This window comes from Pantoea vagans (genome assembly GCF_001506165.1).
Taxonomy (GTDB): domain Bacteria; phylum Pseudomonadota; class Gammaproteobacteria; order Enterobacterales; family Enterobacteriaceae; genus Pantoea; species Pantoea vagans_C.
Map to the genome: position 1 here is coordinate 2,824,925 of NZ_CP011427.1, position 15,413 is coordinate 2,840,337.

The 15,413-nt window shown below is 51.9% G+C and carries 13 protein-coding genes and 8 tRNA genes; 17 read left to right on the top strand and 4 right to left on the bottom strand.

The features are described 5' to 3' along the window. Positions 1-25 precede the first annotated feature (25 nt). Entirely contained in the window at positions 26-565 is a 540-nt protein-coding gene (gene seqA / locus LK04_RS13190) for a replication initiation negative regulator SeqA (RefSeq protein WP_039330468.1), read from the bottom strand. Positions 566-813: 248 nt separating this feature from the next. Between seqA and ybfF the strand changes: the two genes are divergently transcribed. From ybfF to fur, 4 genes are all read left to right on the top strand, one after another. Beyond that, complete coding sequence (gene ybfF, locus LK04_RS13195; RefSeq protein WP_039330470.1) at positions 814-1,578, top strand: esterase; 765 nt, start codon at positions 814-816, stop codon at positions 1,576-1,578. 168 nt (positions 1,579-1,746) lie between these two features. After that, positions 1,747-2,022 carry a LexA regulated protein gene (ybfE, locus tag LK04_RS13200; protein ID WP_039330471.1) on the top strand — a complete coding sequence of 92 codons (276 nt, stop codon included), beginning with the start codon at positions 1,747-1,749 and terminating at the stop codon, positions 2,020-2,022. A gap of 137 nt (positions 2,023-2,159) precedes the next feature. Continuing rightward, complete coding sequence (gene fldA, locus LK04_RS13205; RefSeq protein ID WP_034829111.1) at positions 2,160-2,690, top strand: flavodoxin FldA; 531 nt, start codon at positions 2,160-2,162, stop codon at positions 2,688-2,690. Between the two features lie 357 nt (positions 2,691-3,047). Beyond that, positions 3,048-3,497, top strand: a complete 450-nt coding sequence (gene fur, locus LK04_RS13210) for a ferric iron uptake transcriptional regulator (RefSeq protein WP_007890672.1) — start codon at positions 3,048-3,050, stop codon at positions 3,495-3,497. Between the two features lie 61 nt (positions 3,498-3,558). Here the strand turns inward: fur and LK04_RS13215 are convergent, their stop codons facing one another. From LK04_RS13215 to nagE, 3 genes are all read right to left on the bottom strand, one after another. Next, positions 3,559-3,954, bottom strand: a complete 396-nt coding sequence (locus LK04_RS13215) for a hypothetical protein (protein WP_039330475.1) — start codon at positions 3,952-3,954, stop codon at positions 3,559-3,561. A gap of 236 nt (positions 3,955-4,190) precedes the next feature. Continuing rightward, positions 4,191-5,858, bottom strand: a complete 1,668-nt coding sequence (gene glnS, locus LK04_RS13220; protein WP_039330478.1) for a glutamine--tRNA ligase — start codon at positions 5,856-5,858, stop codon at positions 4,191-4,193. A 151-nt stretch (positions 5,859-6,009) separates the two neighbouring features. Further along, positions 6,010-8,037, bottom strand: a complete 2,028-nt coding sequence (gene nagE, locus LK04_RS13225) for an N-acetylglucosamine-specific PTS transporter subunit IIBC (protein ID WP_039330588.1) — start codon at positions 8,035-8,037, stop codon at positions 6,010-6,012. A gap of 342 nt (positions 8,038-8,379) precedes the next feature. Between nagE and nagB the strand changes: the two genes are divergently transcribed. The 13 genes from nagB (at position 8,380) to LK04_RS13290 (ending at position 15,383) form a co-directional block, all read left to right on the top strand. Beyond that, a complete protein-coding gene (nagB, locus tag LK04_RS13230; RefSeq protein ID WP_039330479.1) occupies positions 8,380-9,180 on the top strand; it encodes a glucosamine-6-phosphate deaminase in 801 nt (266 codons plus the stop codon). Positions 9,181-9,237: 57 nt separating this feature from the next. Continuing rightward, positions 9,238-10,386, top strand: a complete 1,149-nt coding sequence (gene nagA / locus LK04_RS13235; RefSeq protein WP_039330480.1) for an N-acetylglucosamine-6-phosphate deacetylase — start codon at positions 9,238-9,240, stop codon at positions 10,384-10,386. A gap of 7 nt (positions 10,387-10,393) precedes the next feature. Then, on the top strand, positions 10,394-11,614 hold the full coding sequence (gene nagC / locus LK04_RS13240) for a DNA-binding transcriptional regulator NagC (protein WP_039330482.1): 1,221 nt from the start codon (positions 10,394-10,396) through the stop codon (positions 11,612-11,614). A 39-nt stretch (positions 11,615-11,653) separates the two neighbouring features. Beyond that, on the top strand, positions 11,654-12,406 hold the full coding sequence (locus LK04_RS13245; RefSeq protein ID WP_039330484.1) for an HAD-IIA family hydrolase: 753 nt from the start codon (positions 11,654-11,656) through the stop codon (positions 12,404-12,406). Positions 12,407-12,735: 329 nt separating this feature from the next. Continuing rightward, positions 12,736-14,403 carry an asparagine synthase B gene (gene asnB, locus LK04_RS13250; protein ID WP_039330486.1) on the top strand — a complete coding sequence of 556 codons (1,668 nt, stop codon included), beginning with the start codon at positions 12,736-12,738 and terminating at the stop codon, positions 14,401-14,403. Between the two features lie 215 nt (positions 14,404-14,618). Continuing rightward, positions 14,619-14,695, top strand: a tRNA-Met gene (locus tag LK04_RS13255). Positions 14,696-14,706: 11 nt separating this feature from the next. Beyond that, a tRNA-Leu gene (locus LK04_RS13260) sits at positions 14,707-14,791 on the top strand. Between the two features lie 20 nt (positions 14,792-14,811). Further along, positions 14,812-14,886: transfer RNA gene (locus LK04_RS13265), tRNA-Gln, on the top strand. 33 nt (positions 14,887-14,919) lie between these two features. Next, positions 14,920-14,994 (top strand) — tRNA-Gln (locus tag LK04_RS13270). 28 nt (positions 14,995-15,022) lie between these two features. Next, positions 15,023-15,099, top strand: a tRNA-Met gene (locus LK04_RS13275). 6 nt (positions 15,100-15,105) lie between these two features. Further along, positions 15,106-15,180 (top strand) — tRNA-Gln (locus tag LK04_RS13280). A 27-nt stretch (positions 15,181-15,207) separates the two neighbouring features. After that, positions 15,208-15,282 (top strand) — tRNA-Gln (locus LK04_RS13285). Between the two features lie 26 nt (positions 15,283-15,308). After that, positions 15,309-15,383 (top strand) — tRNA-Gln (locus LK04_RS13290). Positions 15,384-15,413 lie beyond the last annotated feature (30 nt).

The following is a 15,413-nucleotide window of genomic DNA, read 5'->3' on the forward strand; positions in this document are numbered from 1 at the left end:
TGGCGCTTCTCCCTGACGCTTCAGTTTAAATGGTGCCGCGAACTTTCTCTGTCAGTTCCTGAGGGAACTGCATAGCCAGCATGATGTGTTCAACCATGCTGCATTTGCGACCTGTATTGGTATTGGTGATCACCCAGTACGGCGTGCCGGGAACATGCTTCGGCTTAGTATGGGTGCCATTTTGCAACAGCGTGTGCTCATCACCCGCAAAGTAAACGCGCGTGCGGCCCTGCAGCGAGGCAGTAGCATCAGCAAAAGCTGCCGGATCAAGACGATAGAGCGTTGACAGTACCAGCATAAAGCGATTAACCGCCTTATTCTGCTCAGCATACTCATCGGAAAGCAGCAGTTCACGCACGGCACGCACGCGATCCTGAGGACGCGCGTCGTTACGCGCAGGCTGCGCTTCCTTGACTGTCGCACTGGCGGCAGGTGCGGCGGGCGCACTCTGGCCTGCAGTGAACTTCAGCATGCGGCGCAAAATATCGGAGGCGCTTTCACCAATGTGCTGCGTGTGGCTGGCAATATAACGGTAGAGTTCTTCGTCAACTTCAATCGTTTTCATCTTATTCCGTACAATTCTGGCAAATGACAGAACCACGCATTGTTGCAACGGCCTTAGCAAAATCCAGTCGTGCAAAATGTGAGCGGGCTCTAACATAAGGATTATAAAGTTAAATCCGTGGCAGCCGATAGCGCTGGCATCGTTTCAGGGCAAAAGTCGGAATATGCCCTAATGCCTGGCCGGCTGGCTCCTGGACAGGTGAATCCATGATAACCTAAGCCAAGGTCACAACCGTAAGAACTTTAGCCATGATTTTGAACGCCCGTCTGCAAACTGAACAATCTTCGCCTGATGCCACACCGATTCTGTTAATTCATGGCCTTTTTGGCAGCCTCGATAACCTGGGTGTACTGGCACGCGGAGTGCGCGATGCACGCCCAACGCTGCAAGTTGATGTGCGTAACCATGGGTTATCCGAACGCAGCGAGATCATGAATTATGCCGCGATGGCGCAAGACATCGTTGACACACTGGATGCTCACCAGATTGAACGTGCCAGCGTGATTGGCCATTCGATGGGCGGAAAGATCGCCATGGCATTGAGTGCCGTGGCACCGGAACGCATCGAGAAGATGGTGTTGATCGATATCGCCCCGGTTGATTACCAAACGCGCCGTCACGATGAAATCTTTGCCGCGATTCGTGCCGTGACCGCCGCAGGCGTGACGCGTCGGAGTGAAGCCGCAGAAGTGATGCGCCAGTACATCAACGAAGAGGGAGTCATTCAGTTCATCCTGAAATCGTTTGCCGAGGGGGAATGGCGCTTTAATGTCCCTGTCCTGTGGGATAACTACACCACGATTTCTGGTTGGGAAGCCATCCCTGCCTGGCCCCACCCGGCACTGTTTATTCGTGGTGGTGATTCGCCTTATCTGGACAATCAGCATCGCGATGCGCTGCTGCGTCAGTTCCCGCAGGCCCATGCACATGTGATCAGCGGTGCCGGTCACTGGGTGCACGCGGAAAAACCTGATGCGGTTTTGCGCGCGGTTCGTCGCTTTTTTAACCTGTAAAAGCAAAAGCTTGCTGTTAGCGGTTTAGGGTTGGCGTCACGGATGGCGCTGGAGTATGATGTCGCGCTAAAAATTTGCCGCGGATGATTTTTTCGCCGCGGTCGGGCCGATAATGTATAAATCGCGCAGCGCCTTTCCGCCGTTCGCGCCCACTCAGTTTCACAAATCATGGCAAAAGAACAGACAGACCGTACCACGCTCGATCTTTTTGCAGACGAGCGGCGTCCCGGTCGACCAAAAACCAGTCTGCTGACGCGTGACGAACAGTTACGTATCAACAAACGTAACCAGCTCAAGCGCGATAAAGTGCGTGGGCTGCGTCGTGTTGAGCTAAAGATGTCCAGCGAAGCTGTTGACGCACTTAACACCTTGGCCGATCAACAAAACATCAGTCGCAGCGAATTGATTGAACAAATGCTGCTGGCGCAACTCAAACTGTCTTAGCGTGTGCAGACCGCACACAGGAACACAAAGTTAAGGCTTTACACGTTCCGCGCTTTTCACTGGTCTGCTATCATTCGCTTAAATGTGCAGTCAACTGACTTACTTTCACAATCAGGATTTAAGAGGTTATCTAACCCATGGCAATCGTAGGCATTTTCTTCGGCAGCGATACCGGCAACACTGAAAACATTGCAAAAATGATCCAGAAACAACTGGGTAAAGATGTCGCCGAAGTGCATGACATTGCCAAGAGCACCAAAGAAGATCTCGCAGCGTTCGATATCCTGCTGCTGGGCATTCCGACCTGGTATTACGGCGAAGCACAGTGTGACTGGGATGATTTCTTCCCAACCCTGGAAGAGATTGATTTCAATGGCAAACTGGTTGCGCTGTTTGGTTGTGGTGACCAGGAAGATTATGCTGAGTACTTCTGCGACGCAATGGGCACCATTCGTGACATTATTGAGCCAAACGGTGCCGTTATTGTTGGGCACTGGCCAACGGAAGGTTATCACTTCGAAGCTTCGAAGGGCCTGGCAGACGACAAACACTTCCTGGGTCTGGCGATTGACGAAGACCGTCAGCCTGAACTGACCAACGAACGTGTTGATGCATGGGTGAAGCAGATTTTCGATGAGCTGCAACTAAAAGAGATCATCGAAGCCTGATCCCCTTCCCTACCCGATGTGAGCGGTGTCTCACATCGGAACAAAGGAATCTCCTATGAAAAAAATAGCGACGGTTTTTTAACTTTTCCCCGCAAATCTGTAGAATACCCGCAATGGTCATCCGCTTATTCCTCGCTCTTTAGAATGAGGCTGAGTGAAATGGAAACCCAAACCACTACGTTTCTCAATGGCATAAGCGATGTTTATCCTTACAGCTTTTGTTGATTTTACGCGACGCCTTGGTTTTCATTTCACTGCTTGGGTTCTATAATGAGACGCAAATGAGAATATGCGTGACCTAAACATTCAAGGCCTTTGAGCCGTAAGTGACTCGCAAAGTAACAGGACAATATCCGCATGACTGACAACAACTCCGCATTGAAGAAGGCTGGCCTGAAAGTCACTCTCCCAAGATTGAAAATTTTGGAAGTGCTTCAGGGACCAGGACCAGAGTCCCACCATGTCAGTGCGGAAGATTTGTACAAGCGCCTGATTGATATGGGCGAAGAGATTGGTCTGGCAACGGTATATCGCGTTCTTAACCAGTTTGATGACGCAGGTATCGTCACCCGTCATAACTTCGAAGGCGGTAAATCCGTATTCGAACTTACCCAGCAACATCACCACGATCATTTGATCTGCCTGGATTGTGGCAAAGTGATTGAATTTAGCGACGAATCAATTGAAACGCGTCAGCGTGAAATTGCGACTCGCCATGGCATTAAACTCAGCAACCACAGCCTGTACCTTTATGGTCACTGTGCGCTGGGAGACTGCCGCGAAGACGACACGCTCCACGACAAGTAATGACGTGTGCTATGCAATATAAAAAAACCGGTGCTCGTCACCGGTTTTTTTATGCCTGCAATCAGGCAACAAAGGTTTCGTGGAGATAGCGCCAGCGTGGAATGGTGGTGCTGCAGTCCAACACCGCCAGCGAAATGCGAGTCTGGTTAGTCCCGTTCATCATCTGTAATTCACGATACTGAATGGTAATCTCATCGCTTTGCTGAGAAATGATGGCATGTTCGCTGGTGGCGATTCGCATCCCCTCACGCTGACCGTGCAACTGACGAAACAGTGTTTCAGTCGCGTTCAGGTCCAGTTCTTTGCCAAGTGGTGTGACCATTTTGAATTCTGGATGAAAGTGCGACAGAAGCAGTTCCATGCTGTCATCGCTGCCCTCTGCTTGATTGAAAATACGTTCAATCAGCTGATGCAAAACCACCACACTGTGTTTAGCTTCCAACGCGAGACTTGTCATTTTTTTTCCTTTGATAACCCGCAGAGCCCTGTCTGAGAGCGGATAGCCTACCTGAAAAAAAGTTTTTGACACTCGCTAATGGGTTAATTTTACTAAAGTCAGAATTGTCGCAATAACAGCCAACAAGCAGATTTCACGGCCCGCAGCATAAATGGTTGCAGGAGGTGAATTACAGGCAATAAAAAAGGGCGATTGCTCGCCCTTAGATGATCATATTGTGCTATCGACAAACAGGATTACTCGCCGATTTTGGCAAAAGTATCACGTAGCCCGACAGTGCGGTTGAACACCAGTTTACCCGGCTGCGAATAGACGCTATCCGCACAGAAATAGCCTTCACGTTCAAACTGATACGGCGCAGTTACCGAAGCAGTACGCAAACCAGACTCGACAAAGCCCTGTTTGATTTCCAGTGAATTCGGGTTAATGGTGGTCAGGAAGTCCTCTGCCGCTGCCGGATTTGGCACGCTGAACAGACGATCATAAAGACGGAACTCAGCAGGCAGCGCGTGAATCGCTGACACCCAATGAATCACCCCTTTCACCTTGCGACCATCTGCAGGATCTTTGCTCAGCGTGTCGACATCACAGGTTGCATAGATGCAGGTGATGTTACCCTCTTCATCTTTTGCCACACGCTCAGCGCGGATCACATAAGCATTACGCAGACGCACTTCTTTACCCAGCACCAGACGCTTGTACTGCTTGTTGGCTTCTTCGCGGAAGTCAGCACGATCGATCCACACTTCGCGGCTGAACGACACTTCGCGGGTTCCCATCTCCGGCTTATTCGGATGATTAGGCATAGTCAGCGTTTCTTCATGGCCTGCTGGCAGATTCTCGATCACCACTTTCAGTGGATCAAGAACCGCCATGGCACGTGGTGCGTTCTCATTGAGATCGTCACGAATGCAAGATTCCAGCGAGGCCATCTCAACGATGTTGTCCTGCTTGGTGACACCGATACGACGACAGAATTCGCGAATGGACGCAGCGCTGTAGCCACGGCGGCGCAGACCTGAAACGGTCAGCATGCGTGGGTCATCCCAGCCTTCAACCACTTTCTCGGTAACCAGTTGCGTCAGCTTACGCTTCGACATCACCGCATATTCCAGATTCAGGCGCGAGAATTCGTACTGACGCGGATGCTGAGGAATGGTGATGTTGTCCAGTACCCAGTCGTACAAACGACGGTTGTCCTGGAACTCCAGGGTGCAGAGCGAGTGCGTAATGCCTTCGATGGCATCAGAGATGCAGTGAGTAAAGTCGTACATCGGGTAGATGCACCACTTATCACCGGTCTGGTGGTGGTCGGCAAACTTAATGCGATACAACACCGGATCGCGCATCACGATAAAGCTGGACGCCATGTCGATTTTTGCGCGCAGGCAAGCTTTACCCTCTTCGAAGCCGCCATCACGCATTTTCTGGAACAGCGCTAAGTTCTCTTCCACGCTGCGATCGCGATACGGGCTGTTTTTACCCGGTGCGGTCAGCGTGCCGCGGTATTCACGGATCTCATCCGCTGACAGTTCGTCAACGTAAGCCAGACCTTTATTGATCAGCTCAACCGCGTAGTTAAACAATTGGTCAAAGTAGTCTGAGGAGTAACGAATGTCTCCGCTCCAGTCAAAGCCCAGCCATTGCACATCACGCTTGATGGATTCAACGAACTCCAGGTCCTCTTTAACCGGGTTAGTGTCGTCAAAACGCAGGTTGCACTGTCCTTGATAATCTTGCGCGATACCAAAGTTCAGGCAGATAGATTTCGCATGGCCAATATGCAGGTAACCATTGGGCTCAGGCGGGAAACGGGTATGCACACTGCTGTGCTTACCGCTCGCCAAATCTTCGTCGATAATCTGACGAATAAAGTTCGTTGGGCGGGCTTCAGCCTCACTCATCTCAAAATCCTCAAAACAATAGCGGGTGATTTGTACCACGAAGTAACGGAGTATGATCCACAAAGCGCAGGAGGGAAACAACCGTTTGTTGGTCGTTTTAAAACAAAAAAGGCAGGAATTGCTTCCTGCCTTCTGGCTAAATCACAAGGACTTAGTTTTTCACTTCATACAATGGCGTCACACCCGCGACAACAGAACCGCTTGCCAGCAGATTCAGACCGGCGAAATCATCGCTGTTGCTCACGACTACCGGACTGATCATTGAGCGTGCATTGGCGTTGAGGAAGTCCAGATCCATTTCCAGAATCGGCTGACCCGCCGTCACCGTTGCGCCCTCTTCCACCAAACGTGTGAAGCCTTTGCCTTCCAGCGCGACGGTATCCAGACCCATGTGCACCACGATCTCGACACCGTTCGCCGCTTCCAGACAGAAGGCGTGGTTAGTATTGAAGATTTTCACCACGGTACCGGCAATCGGTGCCACGACAGTTTTATCGGTTGGCTTGATGGCCAGGCCGTCACCCACGGCTTTGCTGGCGAAGGCTTCATCTGGCACTGCATCCAGCGCAACGATTTCACCACTTACCGGCGCAACCAGCGTGGCAATCACGGCTTTCTCGCTATTAAGCACCGCCTGAGGTTTAGCCGCAACCGGAGCTGCTGCTGCAGCAGGCGCCGCAGTGGCCGCTACCGGGCCTTTACTCAGCACGGTTTTCATCGCGCTGGCGATGCTTTCTGCCTGCGTACCGACAATCACCTGCACACTCTGTTTGTTCAGACGAATCACACCGGAAGCGCCCAGACGTTTCGCTACACCTTCATTGACCTGTGCTGAATCTTTCACGTTCAGACGCAGACGGGTGATGCAGGCATCGATGTTGGTCAGGTTTTCAGAACCGCCAACGGCAGCAATATAGCGACGCGCCAGTGATTCGGTTTGGCTCTCGCCGCTACCGCTGTGATCAACGTTCACATCGTAGCCATCGGTTTCATCGCCCGCAGAGAGTTCACGGCCTGGCGTCATCAGATTGAATTTCTGGATAGTGAAGCGGAACACCACATAATAGATGGCGAAGAACACCAGACCTTGTGGGATCAGCATCCACCAGTTAACCGCCAGCGGATTTCGGGTGGAGAGCACCATATCCACCAGCCCGGCACTGAAGCCGAAGCCGGCGATCCAATGCATACTTGCCGCGATAAACACGGAAATACCGGTCAACACCGCATGGATGACATACAGCACCGGTGCCACGAACATGAAGGAGAATTCCAGCGGTTCAGTGATACCCGTAAAGAAGGCTGCAAAAGCCGCCGCCAGCATGATACCACCCACTTTGGCGCGGTTTTCTGGACGCGCACAGTGGTAGATCGCCAGCGCAGCGCCCGGCAGACCAAACATCATAATCGGGAAGAAGCCTGCCTGATAACGACCGGTGATTCCTGGGATACCGGTACCATTGGCAATAGATTGCGCACCACCGAGGAACTTAGGAATGTCGTTAATACCGGCCACGTCAAACCAGAACACCGAGTTCAGGGCGTGGTGCAGACCCACCGGAATCAGCAAGCGGTTAAAGAAGGCGTACACGCCCGCACCGACAGAACCCAGTTTCTGGATGTGTTCACCGAAGTTCACCAGTCCACCAAAGATGATCGGCCAGACATACATCAGAATGAAGGCGACGACGATCATCAGGAAGGAGACCAGAATCGGCACTAAGCGGCGTCCGCTAAAGAACGACAGCGCTTTTGGCAGCTCAACGTGGCTAAAGCGGTTGTACACTTCAGCGGAGAGAATGCCGACCAGGATACCTACGAACTGGTTATTGATTTTACCGAAGGCAGCAGGAACTTGCTCCACCGGCATTTTCTGAATCATTGCCACCGCAGCAGGTGAACAGAGCGTGGTCACCACCAGGAAGCCGACAAAGCCGGTTAACGCGGCTGCACCATCTTTATCTTTGGACATACCGTAAGCCACACCAATGGCAAACAGCACAGACATGTTTTCGATAATGGCGGAACCGGATTTGATCAACAGTGCCGCCAGCGCATTGCCTGCACCCCAGCTGTCTGGATCGATCCAATACCCCACACCCATCAAGATTGCCGCTGCCGGCAGCGTCGCTACCGGCACCATTAGCGCGCGGCCGACCTTTTGCAGATATCCTAAAATACTCACCTTATTCTCCCCCTATGAGACTGGCGTTTGCCGTGGCGTGGGTTGATTTTATTATCCCGACGCCCGGTACCTTGATGACATCATTCACCACGAGGCGCAGTGTAAAGATAAATTAATTCGCCTCGCAAATTAAAACCACAGTAACTGTGACTTTAATCACCATAATGGACGTTTCTTGCTGCGAAATGCTAGCCACCACCACAAACTTATTTTATGATGAAAAATATCAAGTCGCACTTTTCCCTGCTGGTTACGCTTAAACGGATTACGCTTAAGGGCAGCAACCTAAACCAGAATCGGCGACTACATTTTCCTAATCTTAATTGAGGTGAAGACATGAGACTGATCCCTTTGGCCACACCTACCCAGGTGGGTAAATGGGCTGCACGCCACATTGTTAACCGCATTAACGCGTTTAAGCCTAGCGCAGAACGTCCCTTCGTGCTGGGTCTGCCAACCGGCGGTACACCGCTGGAAGCTTACAAGCATTTGATCGAGATGCACAAAGCGGGCCAGGTTAGCTTCAAACATGTTGTGACTTTCAATATGGATGAGTACGTTGGCCTGCCAAAAGAGCATCCAGAAAGCTACCACAGCTTCATGTTCCGTAACTTTTTCGATCACGTTGATATTCAACCAGAAAATATCAATCTTCTGAATGGCAATGCACCCGATATTGACGCAGAATGTCGCCAGTACGAAGAGAAGATCCGCGCTTACGGTAAAATCAATCTGTTTATGGGCGGCGTAGGTAACGATGGACACATCGCGTTTAACGAACCGGCCTCTTCACTCTCCTCCCGCACTCGCATCAAAACCCTGACGCATGAGACCCGCCTGGCGAACTCACGCTTCTTCAATGGGGATGTGGATCAGGTGCCTAAATATGCGCTGACCGTGGGCGTGGGCACGCTGTTAGATGCAGAAGAAGTGATGATTTTGGTTACCGGTCATGTGAAAGCGCAAGCGCTGCAGGCCGCAGTGGAAGGTAACGTGAACCATATGTGGACCATCAGCTGCCTGCAATTACATGCGAAATCTGTGGTGGTGTGTGATGAGCCAGCCACCATGGAACTGAAAGTGAAAACCGTGAAATATTTCCGCGAAATGGAAGCGGAAAATATGAAGGGTGTGTGAAAACACGTTGTCATAACCTGCAGCGCAGGCTGCAGGCTTAGCCGGGAGAGAAAAACGATGTACGCATTAGTAAACGGCCGGATTTTTACTGGCCACGAAATTCTGGACGATCATGCCGTGGTGATTGCCAATGGCCTGATTGAACGCGTGTGCCCACGTGATGCGCTTGATGCGAACATCGCGCAGCAGGATGTGGCTGGTGCATACATCGCTCCCGGATTTATTGATTTGCAACTCAACGGCTGTGGCGGTGTGCAGTTCAACGATGACATTGATGCCCTGAGCGTGGAAACGCTGGAAATCATGCAGCGCGCCAACGAAAAATCGGGCTGCACCAGTTATCTGCCAACGCTGATCACCAGCACCAACGAATTAATGAAGCGCGCCGTTGAAACCATGCGCGCCTATTTAGCCAAACATCAAAATCAAGCACTGGGTCTGCATCTGGAAGGGCCGTGGCTGAACAAAGCCAAAAAAGGTACGCATAACCCAGAGTTGATTCGTCTGCCTGATGCGGAAATGGTCGACTTCCTGTGTGCTAACGCGGATGTGATCACCAAAGTGACGCTGGCGCCAGAGAATGCAGGCGACGACGTGATTCGCCAACTGCGCGATGCGGGCATTATTGTGTCAGCGGGCCACTCCAACGCCACCTATGAAGAAGCCAAAGCCGGCTTTAGCGCGGGCGTGAGTTTTGCCACCCATCTTTATAATGCAATGCCGACCTTCGCAGGCCGTGAACCCGGTCTGATCGGTGCGCTGTTTGATTCACCTGATGTATACTGCGGCATCATTGCAGATGGTTTACATGTCCATTACGCTAACGTGCGGAATGCAAAACGCATCAAAGGCGACAAACTGGTGTTAGTGACGGATGCCACAGCACCGGCAGGCGCATCGATTGATAAATTCATTTTTGCAGGCAAAACAATATACTATCGCGACGGCCTTTGCGTTGACGAAAACGGTACCCTGAGCGGTTCGGCACTGACCATGATTGAGGCAGTGCAGAACAGCGTGGAGCATTGCGGTATCGCTCTGGATGAAGCGTTGCGGATGGCAACCCTGTATCCAGCACAGGCAATGGGCGTGGCAAAACAGTTAGGTTCAGTGACAGCAGGAAAAGTCGCTAACCTGACCGTCTTTACCCGCGATTATCAAATCACTAAGACGTTAGTCAATGGAGACGACGTCCTCAGCGAGTAAGTACTGAATGACCACTGGCGGCCAGACTCAAATAGGAAATGTCGATCTTGTCAAACAACTTAACAGTGCAGCCGTTTACCGGCTGATTGATCAACAGGGGCCGATTTCGCGCATACAAATTGCCGATCTCAGCCAGCTTGCGCCCGCCAGCGTCACCAAAATTACGCGTCAGCTTATCGAACGTGGCCTCATCAAAGAGGTGGAGCAACAAGCCTCCACCGGTGGGCGCCGCGCCATCTCTATCGTTACTGAAACCCGCCATTTTCATACTATCGGCGTCCGCCTGGGCCGCAATGATGCGACCCTGACGCTGTTTGATCTGAGCGGGAAATCGCTGGCGCAGGAAGATTACCCACTACCGGAGCGCACGCAGGAAACGCTGGAGAATGCGCTGTTCAATGCCATCACCGCGTTTATGGCTGCGCATCAACGTAAGATTCACGAACTGATTGCGATTGCAGTGATCTTGCCCGGTTTGGTCGATCCGATTAACGGCATCATTCGTTATATGCCGCACATCACCGTTAGCCACTGGCCGCTGGTGTCCAGCCTGAAAAAACGCTTTAACGTCACCAGTTTTGTCGGTCACGACATTCGCAGTCTGGCACTGGCAGAGCACTACTTCGGTGCAAGTCGCGACTGTGCAGACTCTATTTTGGTGCGTTTACATCGCGGTACCGGCGCGGGCATTATCGCCAATGGGCATATCTTTCTTGGCAGTAATGGTAACGTCGGCGAGATCGGTCATATTCAGGTCGATCCGCTGGGCGAGCGCTGCCACTGCGGTAATTTTGGCTGCCTGGAAACCATCGCGGCCAACGGCGCGATTGAGAACCGCGTGCGTCATCTGCTTAATCAGGGCTATCCCAGCACGCTGACGCTGGATAATTGCCTGATGCCACAAATTTGCCGTGCCGCGAATCAGGGCGATGCGCTGGCGTGTGAAGTGATCGAATATGTCGGACGCTACCTCGGCAAAGCGATCGCCATCGCTATTAACCTGTTCAACCCGCAGAAAGTGGTGCTGGCCGGTGAAATCACCGAAGCGGATAAGGTGCTGTTCCCAGCCATTGAAGGCTGCATTAACACCCAGGCGTTGAATGCCTTCCGCAAAAATCTGCCGGTGGTGCGTTCCGAATTGGACCATCGTTCGGCAATTGGTGCGTTTGCACTGGCGAAACGCGCAATGCTGAACGGCATTCTGCTGCAGCATCTGCTGGAAGAATAATCGAAGCCTGCCGCTTGGCGGGCCTGACCGGAAGCCAATATGACCATCAAAAGCGTAATCTGTGACATCGACGGCGTGTTGATGCACGACAATACCGCCGTGAAAGGCGCGAACGAGTTTTTGCAGCGCATCCTGGAAAAAGAGATGCCGCTGGTGGTGCTGACTAACTATCCGTCGCAAACCGCGCAGGACCTGGCGAATCGTTTTGCCAATGCGGGCGTTGAAGTGCCGGATTCGGTGTTCTATACCTCTGCCATGGCTACCGCCGATTTCCTGCGTCGTCAGGAGGGTAAAAAAGCCTATGTAATTGGCGAGGGTGCCCTCATTCATGAGCTGTATAAAGCGGGCTTTACCATCACTGACGTCAATCCCGATTTCGTCATCGTCGGTGAAACGCGCTCCTTTAACTGGGAGATGATGCACAAGGCTGCCTTCTTCGTCGCCAACGGTGCGCGCTTTATTGCCACCAACCCGGATACCCATGCGCGCGGCTACGTGCCCGCCTGCGGTGCCTTGTGCGCCGGTATCGAAACCATTTCTGGTCGCAAGCCGTTTTATGTGGGTAAACCGAGCCCGTACATCATGCGTGCGGCGCTGAATAAAATGCATGCGCATTCTGAAGAGACGGTGATTGTGGGGGATAACCTGCGCACCGATATCCTCGCTGGCTTCCAGGCCGGCCTGGAAACTATTCTGGTACTTTCTGGCGTCTCAACCTTGAGCGACATTGATGCAATGCCGTTCCGTCCAGACTGGATTTACCCTTCAGTGGCAGACATCGACCTGTTCTGATTATCTGTTATCACTTTTGCTTATCGCCCTGCAGGCACCTTGTGTCTGCAGGGCGATTGTTTTTATGTCGCTTTGTGGTGAACGACACCCAGGATAGTTGCACACTAAATCATCCAAAAAGCCATTTCATTAGATGCCATCTAAAGAAGTGGTGATTAAATTAGATAAAATTCAATTTTTATCGCCTGACAACATTCTTTTTATCAAAAGATCGCAATTTTGCTTGCACTCCCACCACCAGATAGCGCATTTTCTTATACATCACGCAGCCACTGCTGCCGGACAAACGAAGAAATAACATCCCCGTAAGGTGAGATCAGGAGTCAGTTATGTGTTCGATTTTTGGTGTGTTGGATCTGAAAACCGATCCTGTTGAATTGCGCAAGAAAGCGCTGGAGTGTTCCCGTCTGATGCGTCACCGTGGCCCAGATTGGTCCGGCGTCTACGCAGATGACAAAGCCATTCTGGTGCATGAGCGCCTGTCAATTGTTGACGTCAACAACGGCGCACAGCCGCTGTATAACGCTGACCACACCCACGTACTGGCCGTGAACGGTGAAATCTATAACCATCAGGCGCTGCGTGCGGAGCTGAGCGACCGCTACGCCTTCCAGACCGGTTCTGACTGCGAAGTGATCCTGGCGCTGTACCAGGAAAAAGGTCTCGACTTCCTCGACGACCTGCAAGGCATGTTCGCCTTCATTCTGTGGGACAGCGTGAAGCAGCAGTACCTGATTGGCCGTGACCATATCGGGATTATCCCGCTGTATATGGGCAACGATGAGCACGGTAACCTGTTTGTTGCTTCCGAAATGAAAGCGCTGGTGCCAGTGTGCCGCACCATCAAAGAATTCCCGCCGGGAAGCTTCATGTCCAGCAGCGATGGTGAGATCCGTCGTTACTGGCAGCGTGACTGGATGGATTTCTCTGCTGTGGCTGAGAACACCACCGATGCAGCGGGCCTGAAACATGCGCTGGAAGAGTCCGTGAAAAGCCACCTGATGTCAGATGTGCCTTACGGCGTGCTGCTCTCTGGCGGTCTCGACTCTTCGATTATCTCTGCCGTGACCAAGCGCTTTGCCGCGAAACGTGTAGAAGATGAAGATAAAAGCGATGCCTGGTGGCCGCAGCTGCACTCCTTTGCTGTAGGACTGGAGGGCTCTCCTGACCTGAAAGCGGCGAAGTCAGTGGCTGATCATCTGGGTACGGTACACCACGAAATTCATTTCACCGTACAGGAAGGTTTGGATGCCATCCGCGATGTGATTTATCACATCGAAACTTACGATGTCACCACCATTCGCGCCTCGACGCCTATGTATCTGATGTCGCGCAAAATCAAAGCGATGGGCATCAAAATGGTGTTGTCCGGTGAAGGTGCAGATGAAGTGTTCGGTGGCTACCTGTACTTCCATAAGGCGCCGAACGCCAAAGAGTTCCACGAAGAAAACGTGCGTAAACTGCTGGCTCTGCACATGTTTGACTGTGCTCGCGCTAACAAAGCAATGTCGGCGTGGGGCGTTGAAGCACGTGTGCCTTTCCTGGACAAAAAATTCCTCGATGTGGCGATGCGCATCAACCCAGAAGATAAACTGTGCGGCAAAAACGGTAAGATGGAAAAACACATCCTGCGTGAGTGCTTCTCCTCTTACCTGCCAGAGAGCGTGGCATGGCGTCAGAAAGAGCAGTTCTCCGATGGCGTAGGCTACAGCTGGATCGATTCGCTGAAAGAAGTGGCGGCGAAACAGATTACCGATCAACAGCTTTCAACTGCGCATTTCCGTTTCCCGTACAACACGCCGAACTCTAAAGAAGCGTATTTGTATCGTGAAATCTTCGAAGAGCTGTTCCCGGTCGCCAGCGCGGCGGAGTGTGTACCCGGTGGTCCATCGGTAGCCTGTTCTTCCGCTAAAGCGATTGAGTGGGATGAAGCATTTAAGAACATGGATGACCCTTCAGGTCGTGCCGTGGGTGTGCATCAGTCCGCTTATAAATAAGCTTTTTAATTAAGATCATAAGGGGCCATGACTGGCCCCTTTTTGCTTTGATTGTCGATGTTGCGACGGAAAGTTGCCGAATAATTCACCACCCTGGTTACAACCCAGACAAACAGGCGTTTTAAGGCAAAAAACGGCAAAAAACTTGTTGACGCTACAAAGCTCAATACGCATAATGCGCCCCGCAACGCCGATGAAGGTTAGCGAAAAAAGATGGCTACGTAGCTCAGCTGGTTAGAGCACATCACTCATAATGATGGGGTCACAGGTTCAAATCCCGTCGTAGCCACCATCTTTTTTTTCGCGGGAGTGGCGAAATTGGTAGACGCACTAGATTTAGGTTCTAGCGCCGCAAGGTGTGCGAGTTCAAGTCTCGCCTCCCGCACCATTTCATCTTCGGCAGCCGGATGGGGTATCGCCAAGCGGTAAGGCACCGGTTTTTGATACCGGCATTCCCTGGTTCGAATCCAGGTACCCCAGCCAATCCGATACTTCTCGTGGATACGAGTCGACAAATGGGATATCGCCAAGCGGTAAGGCACCGGTTTTTGATACCGGCATTCCCTGGTTCGAATCCAGGTATCCCAGCCATCTTCGGATGCAGTAAGCAGTAAACTCAGGCTACGTAGCTCAGCTGGTTAGAGCACATCACTCATAATGATGGGGTCACAGGTTCAAATCCCGTCGTAGCCACCAAATTCTTGGGGTGTCGCCAAGCGGTAAGGCTCTGGTTTCTGATACCAGCATTCCGGGGTTCGAATCCCTGCACCCCAGCCATATTAAAGACAATTTGAAAAGCATTATTGGGGTGTCGCCAAGCGGTAAGGCTCTGGTTTCTGATACCAGCATTCCGGGGTTCGAATCCCTGCACCCCAGCCAATTAAAAACAATTTGAACAGTATTTTTGGGGTGTCGCCAAGCGGTAAGGCTCTGGTTTCTGATACCAGCATTCCGGGGTTCGAATCCCTGCACCCCAGCCAAATTGAACAATAAAGCCCGCTTTTGCGGGC